The 17,274-nt window shown below is 46.4% G+C and carries 10 protein-coding genes and 1 pseudogene; all 11 read right to left on the bottom strand.

The window, feature by feature from the left end:
* Positions 1–34: 34 nt before the first annotated feature.
* Complete coding sequence (locus tag ABHT90_RS00070) at positions 35–2,311, bottom strand: glycosyltransferase (protein ID WP_346981209.1); 2,277 nt, start codon at positions 2,309–2,311, stop codon at positions 35–37.
* 13 nt (positions 2,312–2,324) lie between these two features.
* On the bottom strand, positions 2,325–3,803 hold the full coding sequence (locus ABHT90_RS00065) for a DUF2142 domain-containing protein (protein WP_040360056.1): 1,479 nt from the start codon (positions 3,801–3,803) through the stop codon (positions 2,325–2,327).
* Positions 3,804–3,858: 55 nt separating this feature from the next.
* Positions 3,859–4,653 carry a glycosyltransferase family A protein gene (locus ABHT90_RS00060; protein ID WP_082222967.1) on the bottom strand — a complete coding sequence of 265 codons (795 nt, stop codon included), beginning with the start codon at positions 4,651–4,653 and terminating at the stop codon, positions 3,859–3,861.
* A 4-nt stretch (positions 4,654–4,657) separates the two neighbouring features.
* Entirely contained in the window at positions 4,658–5,008 is a 351-nt protein-coding gene (locus ABHT90_RS00055) for a DUF2304 domain-containing protein (RefSeq protein WP_082222966.1), read from the bottom strand.
* Positions 5,009–5,019: 11 nt separating this feature from the next.
* Entirely contained in the window at positions 5,020–5,715 is a 696-nt protein-coding gene (locus tag ABHT90_RS00050; protein ID WP_082222965.1) for a glycosyltransferase family 2 protein, read from the bottom strand.
* Positions 5,716–5,792: 77 nt separating this feature from the next.
* On the bottom strand, positions 5,793–7,067 hold the full coding sequence (locus ABHT90_RS00045; protein ID WP_346981208.1) for a lipopolysaccharide biosynthesis protein: 1,275 nt from the start codon (positions 7,065–7,067) through the stop codon (positions 5,793–5,795).
* Positions 7,068–7,088: 21 nt separating this feature from the next.
* Positions 7,089–8,015 (bottom strand): glycosyltransferase family 2 protein, encoded by a 927-nt coding sequence (locus tag ABHT90_RS00040; RefSeq protein WP_006236225.1) that lies wholly within the window; start codon positions 8,013–8,015, stop codon positions 7,089–7,091.
* Between the two features lie 4 nt (positions 8,016–8,019).
* On the bottom strand, positions 8,020–8,997 hold the full coding sequence (locus ABHT90_RS00035; RefSeq protein ID WP_115596199.1) for a glycosyltransferase family 8 protein: 978 nt from the start codon (positions 8,995–8,997) through the stop codon (positions 8,020–8,022).
* Positions 8,998–9,213: 216 nt separating this feature from the next.
* Positions 9,214–12,381 (bottom strand): hypothetical protein, encoded by a 3,168-nt coding sequence (locus tag ABHT90_RS00030; protein ID WP_346981207.1) that lies wholly within the window; start codon positions 12,379–12,381, stop codon positions 9,214–9,216.
* A 185-nt stretch (positions 12,382–12,566) separates the two neighbouring features.
* On the bottom strand, positions 12,567–15,602 hold the full coding sequence (locus ABHT90_RS00025; protein WP_346981206.1) for a L,D-transpeptidase family protein: 3,036 nt from the start codon (positions 15,600–15,602) through the stop codon (positions 12,567–12,569).
* Positions 15,603–15,780: 178 nt separating this feature from the next.
* Positions 15,781–17,274, bottom strand: a pseudogene (locus tag ABHT90_RS00020) (hypothetical protein); the annotation flags it as partial.

Raw genomic sequence — 17,274 nt, 5'->3', positions numbered from 1 at the left:
GCAAGTATGCATCCATCACATTAAAACTATAGTATCAGTCATATAGGCGAACGACTCTATCCGTCAGTTTTGACCAGTCCCTCTCCTCCGCAGTCTTCAATCCCCCGTCATGCAGCGTCTTACGAAGACCGTGATCATTAACGATGCGATTAATGCAGCTCACCGCAGCATCAATATCTCCCCGGTCATAAAGCAAGCAATTCAATCCGTCGCGAAGGAACTCTGCATTACCTCCATTGGGAACAGCAACAACAAAGCCGCCGGTCGCCATCATCTCCAGCGGGGGATATGAAAAACTTTCGAGAATGCTTGTCTTCAATAAAATATGACACTGGTTATAGATGTCTGATATTTGATCATGCGGTACTCTGCCGAGGAAATTATCAATACGGTACCAAGGCTTCTTTTTACCAGTGTAGTTCATGTACCAAATCTCATATCTTTCAGAGTCAAGCCTTTCCACTACCCTGAAAGCTTCATCAACATTTTTATAATCAGAACCGCAATCCCCCTCAATTAGAATCCTAATTTTGGGCAAAGAAAAATCGCGCACAGAATGAGGGAACGCAGCAAGGTCAAGTCCGTTTGGCACAGACTTACAATCCTGACCGAACCTGTCCTGAAGCCATTCCTCACACCAAGGCGAAATTGTCAAATAGTCAATATCATTATTCAAATACGTGGCATTTGCTTGAAGGCGCAGTCTATCTCCTGGAAGATAAAAATCGGTCTCCAGATTCTGGACCAAGTACTTTTTCTTACCAATACGTGGATAGCGCCTAACAAAATCAAGAGTGTCCCAAAGGGTTGCAACTGCGGTATCAATTGCACCCGACAAAGGACATTTATCGAGCTTACCGCTAGGAACGACACGATTAAGAACAGGAATACGATGTCCGAAAACTTCAAGCCACTTTGTTGAATCATCAGTATTAAGCAACAATACATCAACGCCAGCGTCTTGAAGAATGCACAGATGCCTAAGGGCGACTAAGACACCACCGCTAGTATTCACGCTCGGCATGACCATTGCGAGATTGGGAGATTGTTCTTTTACAATAATATCTCGGATTGCTTTAGCAGCCGAAACAGTAGTGCAGTGCTCATGGCAGTATAAATATGCAGATTCGCCGACGCTCTTCCTAAGATCAGAATCTAATATCAGACGATTGAGGGCAGCACACCAGTCCTCAACACAATCGCAGAGAAATCCAGTAACGCCATCCTGAATCATCTTCTTAAAGGCGCCAACATTGCTAGCAACCGTAGGAACCTTAACAAGCGATGATTCAATCCATTTATTCTCGGATTTAGCTCGATTGAATAGAGTATTCTCCAAAGGAGCGATATTGATATCACAGGAAGCTATATAATTTGGAAGCCGACGCCAATCGCAAAATGGGAACGTGACAATACGTTCAGAAAATGGCATCAAGTCATCAGGAACATCGAGTTCCCCGCCCACCATCAGGGTGACGTTGTGATGAGTCTCCATTACCTTAGATAATGCTGGGAGCACTGAATTGAAATCTGCATTATGGGTAATGCTTCCGCTAAAATAGCCGATTCTGATTTCCTGAGTTTTCTGTTTTTCATCCCTTCGCTCAACCGCTCGCTTATAGGGAACCCTATCCTCGGGCAAGACGCTTGAGCTTTGCAAGCTGGGGAGTACATCTCGACGATAGATAGCAATATTCGAATAATCAATCATCGATTCAGATGCTACATTTCTATTTATATAGACCCTGGGAACATATTTTTTTAGTTCTTCCGCCATACCCTCAGTAGTAGTGATAGCGCAATCGCAAAGCTTCAGTGTTTCACCCATTCGCCTGACTCCATCGTCATAGCAAGACTTATCATGAGCAGTCATTGCATTAACGAACGGAATAGAATCGGTATAAGCAGTGTCGATAACCAAATCATCAATGTCATAAATAACACGCTTATTGAGTTTTTTTGCCTGCCTAATTAAAGATTCAACTTCATCACTTAGGGGACAACGGAAAATAATAAAAGTACGCGCATGCCTAAGAATATCCTTTTCCATCTCCCAGGCATTAACCTTTTGGACCGTTAAGCCGGCAGCCTCAAGTTCCTCAATCTGATGATCGACACGGTACCTAATAGGATGCGGAACGGAATAATCACATCCATTAATAAAAATAACATCAAAAAAAGAATTGTCTTGGCGAGAGCCAAAATCAAATCGAGGCCTATGCATTGAGAGTACATGGGAGACCTTCTTGGGGACGTTATAAAAGCCCTCTTCTTTAACGGTGTAACCAATGCCCTCAAGAAGGTTCAACATGAAACACTAACTCCTAAAACGCAGAAAGAATTGAAATAAAGTCAACAAATAGAATAGTACTCATTATCAATGAAGAACCAAGCAAGACATGTCCTTCAGAACTTGATTTTATCGGTCGCAAGATATTCAACAGAACCGGAAGGACCAGTGGGAATAAATATCGTCCTTGGACCCCCATGATAATATCTTCACGCTTATCAACAGTAAGAGTCCAGTTCCTCATCGTCATAACAATCAGGAAGAAATTGACGAATACAACAGCAATCATTACAAAGCGATCCGTACTGCAGAATAATTTTTTATTATTCTCATCGTTATAAAACAGAACAACGGACTGAAGAATGATGTAAAGCCAAAAACAAAATGGCCAAACATTAATCGAAAGAGCGCCAAGATTGTAACCTGCATAGGATTGAAACCAGAATGGCCCCATCTCCCAAATAGACTTAATAAAGACCTTTGCGCAATGCAGCGGCGCTCGCATCAAATCAAAAGAATCTGGCATGAAACTACCATGATAAAGAGACACGAACGCACAGCTCGCAACAAAAGCTATCGCAAAGAAGGAAAAGATGAACTTTATATAGCTGTCTGTTCCTTTAAGTTTTTTCCAGTGAATAAGATTCAAGAGTACCAACGGGAAAAACATTATCTTTGAAAGAAGCAGTAAAACGGATAGCAGTATTAACGCCAGCAGAGATCGATATGAGTACAACGAGTCCGCATAAATCTTAACAACTACAGCAACGTACAAAATGGCAACAATGTTTGCGACAGAATCAGCCGAAACAGACGCTTCCTGCTGCAATAAAATGGGATTTAGTAAAAAAATCAAAACAGCATTTTTACCAACTGGCATCAGTTTGATTATCCAATAAGCCGCGAAGCAATATATTAATCCAGCGCACACGCGCGAAACTGAAAGGGCCACAAAGGCATTGAAACCCGTTTGCTGCGCAAATCCTAGAATTACTCCCGGAATTAAATAAAGATGAGGGTAATAGCTCCCCAAATACGTATGGCACACAAAGACGCTAGACCAATCGGTAGGCTGAGTCATTGCATTAAAATAATCTGCGTACGATGAAGGAAACTGACCCAATTGGAAGCAAGAGACAACATCAAAGCCATTGCCGTTACGAGACAATAAGGCGGCCGCCTGCCAAATATGAGAAGCCTCGTCTGGAACATTAGCGGGCAGCATGAAAAGGCCAAAAGCAGTTACAGCGGGCACACCAATCACCACAAAGCAAATTGCGGGATTGTGCTGCTCTTTAATTAATAATAGGACACCAACGAACAAGCAGGCGATTAAGGGCAGAGCCGAGAGCCATAGCCCAGGCAATCCGATAGCGCTGGCTTTAAAGGCGCAATAGTAGAAAAATCCCAAGCAAAGAGAGAGTGCAGCTATAAGTGGATAAACGATAAACGTCAGAGCTTTTCGATAACTATCAGATAGTTTCAGATGACCAGTAAAGGTATCTAGATTCATAACTCTACAACTCCGTCTCGATAAATGTTCAACTTACGCCGGCATTGTTGCAGCGTCATAAAGAATTGCTTCTCATGCTAAGCGAATACAGGCTACAGACTATTGGAGCAAACCACTTGGGCCAGAATTTTTGAAGCATAGTTTCATCCTCCGACCTCCTTGTATCATCTTTAATCAACGCCGTGGTCTCAGAGCCTTCATGAATTCGATGAAACATTAAAACCTCGGGAGAATAAACGAAAGATCCGTCGATTTTCGAGAATCTTTCCCATGCCTCCCAGTCCAAGTCACATTTCATGTCTGTCATAAATAACGGTGTCTGTAAGATGCTTAGATTAAATGTCACAGAAGGACAGCAGATGGCGGAACCGAACCTCAGGATATCCCTTTTATCCTTAACCGATGAAAGAGCGCCGTGGCGAGCAAACTTACGAAGTAAAATTCTCTTAATTTTCAGAATAAGGAGGTTTTCTTCATATACGCCATTTCTTATCTCACCATAATTAGAAAAGAAGATTAAAGGTCGATCCGCTTCTTTCATAGCCCGCAGCATAGTTTCCGTATAACTAGAGCTATAGATATCATCCTGATGAGCTATAGTCACAAGCTTTGTATTTGAATTCGCAATAGCACAATTCCAGTCATGAGATATGCTAGGCGACCCCTCGTTAACAATTACCGGAATCGAATAATTAGACGCTATACGATCAATATAGGAATTAGGAGTTGACGTCGATATAAGGATATTACTTCGGGTGCTTTGGTTCACTAAAGAATCTAAACAGTCAGACAAGTACGGAGACTCGCCGTATGCGCACAATACAAATGTATGATCTTTTGCCAAGCACATGGCATTACTCCCTATTTTTTGATTCAAGCTCTTTTTCAAGCAATGCAATTCGTTGAGTTAAGTTAGCAATTGCAGAAGATTGTTTACTTGACAGACATGCCATAGAAAGAACAATGCATATCAAAAATAAAAACCCTAAGACAAAAACAAAATTGGCTGGAGTCTGAAAACCAAATAAACTTGAAATGAAGTAAAGAGGTTGCGGAAAGAGGCCGCATACCAACAAAACCAATGCAAGAACAATCCAAAGAAGTGAATACTTGAGCTGAAGGCTATCCTTTAATACAAGACGCAGCACAAAACAAAGCAAAACTAAACAAGCAGTAATGACACCAAACTGTAAGGAAATATGCATAACAACCCGTCCTAATTCGAGAATGAAGAGATGATAATCGCCAAAGTAACCTTTATCATGTAATAAATGCTACTAAAACCAGAAATTGACGACTTTCCCCCCTGTCGTTCTTTCATTACGACAGGCACTTCTGTAACGCGAAGGCCCTTAACCATAGCCGCAACAGCAGAATCCGGCTCCGGATAGTCTACGGGATATTTTTTACAGAACAGATCTATGGCCTTAGATCCACATGCGCGAAAACCAGAAGTGGGGTCGCTAACACGAACGTGAGTTGTAAGATGAATTACCGCAGAGAGCCATCTAATTCCAAGACGCCTCAAGAAGGTTGACTTGAAGCCTTCAGATTCCTCAAGAAATCGCGATCCGATAACTAAATCAGACCCATTATTTATTTCATCAAGCAAGCGCGATATGTAATGGGCGTCATGCTGCCCATCACCATCAACTTGGATGTCTACATCATAGCCAAAGCGTTTGGCATATTTGTGTCCGGCTTGAACCGCGCCTCCAATGCCAAGATTCTGCGGTAAATCCAGGACATTAACCCCCGCATCGCGACAAACACGCAAAGTGTCATCAGTGGAGCCATCGTTAATAACTACATAATCGTATCCAGCTTCCTCCACAGAAGAAACCGTATCTAAAATGTTCGCCTCTTCATTAAAAGCTGGGATGATAACCAGCGCTCTTAATTCATGCATCATCTGAATCCTCAGTACAGAATATCAATCAAACAGCCCAAGTCGAACTGAAAAACCCTATCGAAACAAGGAGAGCGAATTTACAGTTCGGATGTGACAGATTGCTTCGCCTTCCGATTTAATAGGTTAATTATACAAAGGAAGGAAAATAATAATCCAAAACCGTATGCCACCAAGATAATGATATTGATGACATTTGCATCAGAAGCAAATACCGGATTCACAAAACAATAACGAGAAAGAAACACGGCCAACGCTAACGAAGCGGCACCAGAAATCGTGCCAATAATCGGTTTCCCAAATGCAATAAAGACATCAATAGTGAAAAAGTTCAAACCAGTGAATGCGGTAGCAACGAGTGCCAACGGAAGATAATCTGAGTGAAGGCCAACTTCTTTGCCATAAATAGCAGTAAGCACAGGTTCGCCTATGAAAGCACTAGCCATGGCACACATCGCCGTCAAAACGAATACGGAAACGAACATCTTAATAAATACTAAGCGTAATCGGTGAGTTTCGTTTTCTCGCCACATTGCCGAAATAGGTCCAAGCAGGGGGGCATATAGATAAGATACGAGAGCCTGAATTACGGCAGTCGGAGTGGCAACGGCGGCATAAAAACCCAACGCCTCATTTCCATAGGAAAGGCCATAGAACTGTCTTGTTACGCTAACAACAGCCGTGCACGCAAGAGATGCAACAAAACCGGGAAAGCAGATACGCGACAATTTGATAAGGGAAGTAAAATCAAAATCAGGTATAACGGCACAAAACCGTTTTGTCATTCTAAAATCATATGTAAGCACAACAGCTATGGTAACAAAAGCCATTGAAGCAACGGCTATTACCAAGTTATCAAATAGCAACAAGCACAACGAAAAGGAGACTAGAACTCCTACGCCACGAACTATTTGAGAGATAGCCGCAATGTCCAATCTGTTGTTTACCTGATCCACACCGTGAAGAACATCGACAAATGAATCACCAGCTTTAAATAGGCAATAAACAGCAACAACTGCCCAATCGTTGAATGCAACAGAGACTAAACAATAGAAGAAGCAAATTACACAGGCAAGTATTGTTGCAACGATTCTATGAGCGATAAAATTCCCAGTCGTAAAATCAGAATAGCTCTCAGAAACCTGAACGGGGCGCGCTCTAAGCAAAACAATGGTCGCAAAAATATTACCAACAGACATAGCCACAGCAAGGCTACCAGACATGCTAATGTCGGAACCAAGTGTCACCACAAGAACAGTAATCAGCCAGTTGCAAATCAAATACGCCATCGAGCCGACGCTGTTCCAAACAAGACTCTGCTCAACAGAGAGTTCTTTCGTTTTTCTATTAGACACAATCACTCCAGCAGTGGATCATCAGGCCTTGTTGAATAAAAACAAAACGCGAAGAAGTAAATCAGAAATCAAAGTAGGTCGCAGACGCTTTGGGAAAAATGCTTTCCTAAGTCTTGAAATAATCCCATCATCATTGGTGAAAATATCAAGCTCATGTTTCTGCTCAAAACTAAGCTCATCATAAAACACCGCAGAAAAATGGCTTAACTTTTTACTCTCATCTTTCGATCTATCACCAAATAGCTCGTCCTTAAAATAGGTCTTTAAAAGATCAAAATAACGATTATCTCCAGACGTGACCGCAGAGGAATGACGAACATGTGAAGCCGTACAGACGGAATCAAACAATACCTTTCCAAATGCCGAAGCACACCGAATCAGCCAGCGATCATGCATTTCATTCCCTGGATCTACCTCAAGAATAAAGGCCCTGCAGGCAAGGCGATTAAATACTATCGTGAAGCCTAGTCCGGGAGTATAAAACAAGGTGTTATGAAAAGAGAGGTACTTGTCCTGCGGAGCCGACTCGCGTATCGTCTCGCCATCTTCGTTTACATATGAAAAGGAAGAAAAGTAGACAGTCGGCACCTTGTCTCCACTATTTTCAATTGCCCTGACTGCCCGTTCAATTTTATCGGTCTTCCAAATATCATCCTGATCGGCAAATGCATAGTAGTCATATTCGGGAACCCGTTTGATAATTTCATAAAAACTATTTGGGCACCCAAGATTACCGATTGAATCTTGAATTAAATGAATGCTGGAGTTTGACCGACAGTACCATTGTGCAATTTCAACAGTTTCATCCGTTGAACCATCATCACGAATATAGACGGAGCAATTAGGCCAAGTTTGCTCCAAGATACTATCAAGCTGTTTGGCCAAATACTTTCCGCCGTTATATGTGGGTAAAACAATGCAAACAGACTTGTCTTTGATTTTATCCATAATCCTATTTATTTCTTTGCGAGGCACGATATTTAAGAAATGCGGGAATCAACCCGCTGATCACTTTATAACGAAGCTGAGGAAAAGGCCTGGTTAGGAAATTAAAAGTCCGCCAAGCAAGAAAATAAGCGCCCCAACCATCTTCATCTTTCGCGTCCTTCCAGAACGTTTCTGATAAATAAAAGTGATACTCATTATTGAAGCGATGAGTATTCCCCCGCCGCCATGGCCTCTCTTCGCCGAGATAATGGACAACGATGGGCTTCGATCTTGCGGTATTAAAACTGTTTTCATCCGAAAAGCCCGGCATTAACGAGTTTAAGAATATAAACGGATAGTAGTCAAAGATATTGGAATAATTGAACGCAGGGGATAAACTGCAAATCTTATCTTTAAGTACTGCATTTAGAGCATCTTGATCATTCGCAAACAAGCGTCCTGAGCGGCGCTCGCAATAATCCAATAATTGATCTTCGCAACAAGTTGATCTCCATTGCTTTAAATCAACGAGCAACACGCCAGCATTGTGGTACAGACAGCCATTTAAGTCTAAATCATTAAGTCGAGATGGGCCGACCGTTGGCTCGGGAACCATTCCAACCACGCAACCCTTAAGATCTTGATTCCAAAGAAGAGCAATATCCCCAAGAACAATCGTATCGCCATCGAGGTAAATAACTCTTTCGATCTCATTAGGTAGAAAATGTGCCATCAAAAGCCTAGCAAGAACTATTTCATTCCATCCCGATGTATCAAAATCAAACCCGAGAGCATCTTTGAAGTTCGAAATATCATAAAATACAAGGTTTTGGTTGTATTCGGTCACCATCTCCTGGAGCAAACGCTGGTTATCCTCTGTAATGCCATTAGAGAAGACATGAAAAGTAATGTCTTGAATACCGGAATGATTTGAAACAACCGAGCAAATATTGGCGGCCAACTGTGGGACAAAATTGTTATCAACCGTATAAAGCAAATTCATGATTACCAAACTTCACCTTAATTCACCCAATAGAAATTAATGATGACGACTTAATGAAAGAGGCCGAAACGAAATCCTTACACAAAGGATAAAGTCTAGCACGGTTTGTCTCTTTCAAATAACTTGCAGCTAAGGAGGGTGAATTGAGGGGACTACAACCCCATCAATTCACCCCCACTTCATTAGCGTTGGTATATAGGCAAATTGGATCTATATTTAGCTTTTCTCAACCAGCCTAACCTCAAGCGCTTCTAGATGCAGAGCCTCACCAGTTGTACCGGCACACTCGCCCGATTTAACCCAGTCTAGCCAACCTTTGCTTTGAACGTGTGCCCTATAGACAACGTCATAATGCTTGGCAAGATCTCCCGTCAGTTTTATTTCAACAGCCTCAACAGCAAGAGACTTCCCCGTAGTACCGGCAACCTTTCCATTTTTGACCCACTTTTGCCAGCCGATATTTTGAACGTGAGCTCGATACTCGATGCCGCCGGAATACCCTAGGTCAGGCTTGCTAATCGTCAACGCCTCAACAGCAAGATTTCGGCCAGTTGTGCCAACGGTCATGCCTTCGTAAACAGGCGACTGCCAACCAAGGTTTGAAACATGTGCCTTGATTGAAAACGCTCTCTGAATAGAGGGCTGACTCGTATCCCCAGGAGCGGGCGAACCCTTTTCGACCAAAACGACCTGAAATGCCTCTAGCCTCAAAACGAAACCGGTCGTTCCGGCAACTTGATCATTGCAGGCCCAACCGAGCCATCCCTTATCCTGAACGTGAGCTCGATAATAAACGTCATAGTGATTGGCCATCTCACCAGTCAGGCGAATCTGAATAGCCTGGACAGACTTGCTCTGGCCCGTAGTACCAGAAACTTTCCCCTCCTTCACATAGCCCTGCCAGCCATAATCGGAAACATGTGTCCTGTACTCCAATGCACCATCATAGGGAGCATTCTGCAGATTGAGAGTAATAGCCTCGACGGCTTTTGACTGCCCAACGGTACCGGAAGCATTTCCACCCTTAGAGGCCGATTGCCAGCCGTCATTTGAAACATGCGAAGTTGCCAAGACGTCAAGAGGGCCTCGTGACTCCTTAACAACATCATAGCCCGACTCGCCCTTCTTGAAATAAGTCAGAGCACCGCTATTGTGCGAATAGATAGCAAAGTCGTAATTTGCCGAAGCAAGTATGGAATCCGAAAACTCTACGAGATAGCAAGAGTCTCCCTGTTTGCAAAGGGATCTGATAGCAGCATCCGTGTCTTCGGTAATCGGAGAAGCAAACCAATCCATAATGGAATAATCGATGACGGCACCCGGCTTCAAGGCCTCGGCCTTTGTGGAATTCCAAAGTCCACCAGCAGCATCGGCACTGGCCGAGTTATACGTACTAGACCCATAACCAGACAGACCGATCTCCGGATTAAAGAAGAGGATCAGCTCTGCAGCGACGGAAGAATCGACATCGGTAATGCCAAGACGGTCAAGCTGTTCCTGCTTTTGGGGATACATACCCGTCGGTGTGTTTGGATGCCCCTTGTAATAATACAAATAGTCATCGCCATAGATAACTTCGGTCAAGTTGGCATAGTCGTCAAAATTCTGCTCGTAAGAAACGTACGTTCCAAGCAGCATCATTACCTTTTTGCCCTGCTGAGTCGCCGCATCAAAATAGCCATCGTTAAAGTTGTACAGCGCCTTAAACGCTTGGACTGTATCCTCTCCCCTATTCTGCAGGCTCGTAAGCATGCCCGAAACATTCACCTTCTTAACGCCGGGATCGGACGCGATCTTATTCGCAAAGGCATTATCGTCACCACTCGTAAACAGATTCGTTCGAGTCATCCACCACTGAGTGCCAGGCTCAATACTCAGCACGGCATACATAGAATCCCAGCGATCGTGATAATCGCTATACGACTTTGAGACCTCACCGGTTTCGTATTCCTTATTCTTGGCGGCGTTCCATAAAGTAATCAGCTCCGCTTGCTTAGAATCTGGATCCTTAACGTCAAAGGCTTCGTTGGTAAAGACATACGTGGCGGATCCATCGGACAACAGCCGAATGGAGTATTGGCCTGCGGGAATCTTGTTGGCGTAAATCATCCTATGGATCAACGAACAGGTGATGTCATTGATATACAGATTGAACTTTGCCTTGGGATTGATCTTGTAGAGAGCAGCGACATAATCCGCGAACGCCTGATAGCTCGAACTAGAAGCATTCTCCTCATGAGTCAGATACGGAAGACCGTACATCCCGGATGGAAGCGAGTTCCAGTTATAGGCACTTGGACGATCGAGCATTACAATTGACGGAACGGTCGTTCCAGCAGAAGAGGTACTGATATCCCAGAAAGATAGCGAATAGAGAACAACGGGGAAAGAAGCACTCAAAGGGGCAAGGTTGTACTCACTCGCAGAAATGCCAATTGACTGATGGTCCTCTTGAACGATGTTTCCGTTCTTCAAATACTGCAACGTAACGTCAAACGGACCATAATCGCTAAATTCAATTTCACTGGAGCTAGAGCCCAGATCTCCGAGTGCAATCGTGCTTGAGACGGAACGGGTGACCCTCCCTCCATACGACATGGAGCCTGCCACCTTTATCGAATCAGCGATCCCGAGTCGTTTTATATCCTCGATCTGCGGAATATTCAGGGTTACTTTAGTCGTCTCCCCAACCTGAGAAAGAGAGCAATTAAAGACATATGGGACATAGGCACCAGCAGTATCGCCGGGCGCCGCGTCACCCTTTTTTACAATGACGATCTGTATTGCTTCAACGGCATAAGACCAACCGGTGGTTCCCGCAGTCGACCCATTTGAAGTCCATCCAAGCCAGCCGAAATTAGAAGCATGAACGCGATAATACAGGTCATAAGAAGCCGCCCTGTTGCCCGTCAGCTTGAGCTCGACGGCTTCAATCTGAAGGCCCTTTCCCGTTGTGCCGGAGACGGCTCCATTAGAAACCCAATCCTGCCAGCCTTCATTTTGAACATGAGAGCGGTATTCGATACCAAGGTCTTCTGAATTAGGGAGGGAAACCCTGAGTGCTTCAAGCCTACGGGACTGGCCTGTTGTGCCAGAGGTCGAGCCATTCGATGTAAACGTCGGCTCCCAACCAATGCCTGAAATGTGAGATTTATAGCTGACGTCCGGGGCCGCCTCTTTGGGCTCCACGGTAGCATCAATCGAAGGCGCCGTTTCATCGGCTACAGCAGCAGTTTGATCCGAGGGGTCGGATTGGGTCTCTGGAACGGATTCATATTCGTTGGAACCAACATTTTGATCTGCCCAACAAGCCAAAGGGCTCAAAAGCAGCATCGTCATGAAGCAGGAAATCAGAACAATAAATGCTCTAAATTGCCTTTTCAAAAGAATCGCCTCCTAGATAGACGGTCGTCAATAACCATACTATCGGGAGTTAGCTTCATTAATGTCACCAATTAGGTGAACGAAGAAAAAGGAGCCTAATCCAACGGCAAGGGCCCTTTCCTGTTGCCAAGACTACGGCAACAGGAAAGGGCCCTCTAACAAGCTCTCACCGCTTACGGGAATAGTTAGTAGATTACCACCTTGGTAGCAAGGGGCACGTTATCCCAAATCCATTTAGCGCGATCAATGGGCAAACGCACGCAGCCTTGTGAAACATGCATTCCCATTCGGCTGTCCATGGGATTAAAAGTTCCCTGGTAGTACGGTATTGAATGGAACAGATAGTCACCGTAAAACTGCGTGTAGTAGTAGCAGGTATACCCATGTCCAAACGAGTAGCCCTTGCCGGTGACGGTATACTCACCCGTAGGCGTTGGAGTACTAGGGGCGCCGGTAGAGCAAGTCCAGTATTGAGCGTAACTCCACGACCCGCGCTGTCCACGAAAAACTCCAAGGCGGCATGCTTGCCTGTCAACCATAATGAGCCAGCTTGTGCTGCTCGAATATCTATTAGCTCGATTAAGCATAGTCATCATATCTGCCGGCAACAAGGGCTGGTCAGTAAACGGACGCGCAGTAGAACCGGGAGCACCAGCGCCCTTGGGAACAATCTTCACTTGAACAGACTCGACTCTGCAGCCTATCCTAGACGTACCCGCAGGCTGCCCATTTGAGGTCCAGTCGAGCCACCCAAAGTCTTGGCAATATGCTCGATACCAAACATCAAAGTAGTTCGATAAATCACCGGTCAACTTAATCTTAAGAGCCTCGATACGCTTTGCGCAGCCTACTGTGCCAGCGACATTCCCATTGGAAGTCCAACCTTGCCAGCCCACATCCTGTACATGGGCGGAGTACTCAATACCGCCTGATACGCTACTGGAGACATTCAACTTCAGCGCCTCAATAGCAAGCGATCTGCCGGTTGTGCCAGCAACACCACCGTTGCCAACGGGATTCATCCAACCAAGCGTGGCGACATGCGCCTGGAGCGTTAGAGCTGGAGCAGAGATAAATGCGGGCGCAGACGATGAGCCAGGATTCCCGCCCTTCGCGACAAGCTTAATTTGGACAGCTTCTATCTGGATATTTAACCCGGTAGTTCCAGCGGAATCGCCGTTTTTGGCCCAACCCAACCAACCATAACCAGCCGAATGAACTCGATAGTAGATGTCATACTGATTCGCGAGGGGACCATTAATGCGCAGCTCAAGAGCCTGAATGGCCAATCCTTGTCCAACGGTCCCAACATAACCGGCAGACCGCCATTCCTGCCAACCAATATTGGCAACATGAGCTCGTGCCTCAACCAGAGAATCATCATCCACACCGGCCAGCACCACATTCAGAGCTTGAAGCGAAAGCGATTTTCCCGTTGTGCCGGCATCCTGCCCATCTAAAACAGATGGAAACCACCCACGGCTAGCGGAATGGGCCTGATAAACAACATGAGCGCAATCGGCGGAAGTATCGGAAACAAATGCTCCGTCCGTTACTCCGGGAGCGCCACTGCCTTTACTGAAAATCCTTACTTCGACAGCCTTAAGGAATGAACCCGGTATCGTTACCCCCGCATCCGCGCCATTACACGCCCAGCCAAGCCATCCTTTTTTGGAGTCAAAACACCGGTACCAAACGTCATAGGCATTAGACAAATCACCAGTAAGAGTCAATCTCACGGCCTTCAAAGTACGGCCATCATTTTTAGAATTGAGCGCGGCACCGTCAGAAACAACTCCGCTCCATCCACTAAATTCATAGCAGCCTGAATAACCGATTGAACCTGAAGTCTCTTGATTATCAAACGAAATAGAAAGCGATGTTAAAGGCTCAGAGCCGCTCTCGGAACCCATTAAAATCGTTTTACCCTGCACAGTGCCCAAGCTATTGCCATTAAGGCCATACGAACTGCCACTCAGAACATCCGTAGCTCCAATAAAATGATTCGCTGTATCTCCAGGAGCAGAGCAGCCCTTTTCGACCAACATAACCTGAATACCCTGAATGGCGGCACCCTTCCCCACCGAGCCCGCAGGAGACCCGTTGGACGTCCAGCCCAACCATCCGCCCAATTTGGAAGCATACACACGGTACCAAATGTCGTAAGTTGCAGATATCTCGTCATTGAGCTTAAACTGAACGGACTCAACTGACCGAGACTGCCCGGTCGTGCCAACAGTACCTGAAGACCAGCTTTGCCAACCAATGCCAGAGACGTGCGCGCGAGAGGAAATAGAGCCTCCGTGGCCATACCAATTAACACTAAGCGACAGTGCCTCGATTGCATTTCTTGAGTCAATGACCCCCGATGTCTTTCCGTCCGCGACAACACCCATCCATCCAACATTGGAGATATGAGATCGATAGGAAACAGTAGGCGGTTCCTGGGAATGGTCCCTAAAGGCATCGCCTCGCGCTGGCGCATCTTGAGCATTTTTTGGAAGCACCTTTATCTGAATAGCTTCGATCTGATAAGCATAGCCCTGTGTTCCAGCAGGCTCACCATTTGAGGCCCAGCCAAGCCAACCAACATTTGCAGAATGAACGCGATACCAAATGTCATACGAGTCAGAAAGACCGCCCGACAAAGATAGCTTGATCGCTTCGATGGCTCGCGACTGTCCAACTGTTCCAGATGTCTGCCCGTTACCCACCGGCTGAGGCTCCCAGCCGATCCCGGAAATGTGTGATTGGACCGAAATGCTGTCATTCCCCAAAGGGGTGCCATCTTGTGAAAGCAGATTGATCTTGAGGGCTTCAACGCGCTTAGCACGACCTGTTGTGCCAGCCGTCATTCCATTTGAAACGGGAGCCTGCCAGCCAATATCCTGTACATGAGTCTGGTATGAAACAGAACCAAAGACAGCGGATACATCATTTTCGGGTTTCGGCGAATCAGTCGCATTGGAAGCAGACTCGCTAGAAACGGATGAGGGAGAATCATTGTCTGACACAGTCGGCTGCTCGACTTCAACCCCCTGCTGTTCATCATTTAGGACGAAACTCTCGTCTTCCGAGCTGCTGGCGGCGCTATTGGAATAATCAGTAGACTCCGGCTGCACCGGTAAAGAATCAGCCCAGACAGAAAGGGGCGTCAGAAGACAATGAAGAATCAGTAATGGCGTCATTGCCGTTGCTAGCAGTCGTTGCGTCTTTTTCATTCGACTTCCCCATCAATCGACCATCTTTAGCATCATTATTTATCGTTTCGGCAATTGCTTAAATACCGAAAACGTGAATGGCACTTAAATAGAAACGAACGGACCGTTGCAAAACGACCCGTTCGTTTTTAACCAGAGTAACTGCTAGAACCTGTGCGAAGGCATGACTTTCGATCAGCTATGCAAGCGGCACGTTGTCATACCAACCCCACTTTGGCTTATATGAGGTGGAATAATAATCCAACCAGTACGCCATATCGAGCGTCCTGATCTGACCGACATTATCCATAACCTGGTTATTGCCAATATAGAGACAAACGTGACCGTAAATGCTGCCCATGCGGGTATGCGTATGCGAAGGAACGGCAATGACCATTCCAACTTTCAGCTGAGAATAATCGGTGAATTTACAATAATCCCAGTAGTAATCGCAGGCATCTGTATGGACGTTCCTAAATCCGGCACGCTCGTAGATATCTGCAATCCACTCGGAGCACAATCCCGGGCCAGGAGACGGTACCTGTCGGGCAAGATCAACAATCTTCTTCTGCATAGGATTTGCAAACGCAGAAGGCTGCCCAAGCAAACATGGCGAAACGGTGCTCCCGGGGGCATTGGCGCCCTTCCTTGTAAGTCGAACTTGAACAGCTTGGACATGCGTCCCATAGCCAGTGCTACCGGCAACGGCACCATTTTTAGTCCAACCAAGCCAGCCGACATTATCGACATGGACCCTATACCAAACATCAAAATAGGTTGCTAAGTCACCAGAAAGAGAAATTTTAATAGCCTCAACCGAATTAGATTCAGCGGTAGACGAAAGCTGCTCCCCGTTTGTCTTGCCAGAAGTCCAGCCTACATTCGAAAGATGCAGTTGATAAGCAATCCCGCCGGCAACAGATGAAGTAGTTTTAGCCGAAAACCCGGTGATGGGAATTCCCTGACCGGTCGTACCGGACACCTCTCCGGCAGGGACATAATTCTGCCAAGCACCTTTCACCTGAGCGGAATACGTCACCGTAGGTATTTCAAGATGGGGATAGCCCGATGTATCAGGATGGGAGGTACCCTTCTTAATGAGCTTAATCTGAACAGCCTCGAGAGAGCATGACATACCGGTGGTGCCGGCCTCCTCGCCGTCCTTGGCCCAGGCCATCCAGCCGATGTTGGAGGCGTGCACGCGGTAGTAGACGTCGTAGTCCTTGGCGAGGGAGCCCGTGAGCCTCAGGCGCACGGCCTCGACGGCGCGGCCCTGGCCGGTGGTGCCGCCCTCGGAGGCCGAGGGGGTGTCCCAGCCCTGCCAGCCGACGCCCGAGACGTGGGCGTCGATCTGGACGCACGAGCCGTCTGAGTAGTCGGAACTGTCGAGCGAGAGCTTGAGGTCCTCGAGGGCGAGGCCGCGGCCTGTGGTGCCGGCGGTCGCCCCGTCGGACACGGCGCCCTGCCAGCCAACGTTGGAGACGTGGGCGCGGTAGGTCAGGGACATGGGCTTCTTCTTGAAGGCGTAGTCGACGTTGGCCCCGTCGGACGAGGGGGCGGCGTCGCCCTTCTTGACGAGCCTGATCTGGACGGCCTCGACGCTCCTGCCGAAGCCCGTGGTGCCGGCCTCCTCGCCGTCCTTGGCCCAGGCCATCCAGCCGATGTTGGAGGCGTGCACGCGGTAGTAGACGTC

Source organism: Collinsella aerofaciens (assembly GCF_039758815.1).
Taxonomy (GTDB): Bacteria; Actinomycetota; Coriobacteriia; order Coriobacteriales; family Coriobacteriaceae; genus Collinsella; species Collinsella aerofaciens_BP.
This window is presented reverse-complemented; position numbering and strand designations above follow the sequence as displayed.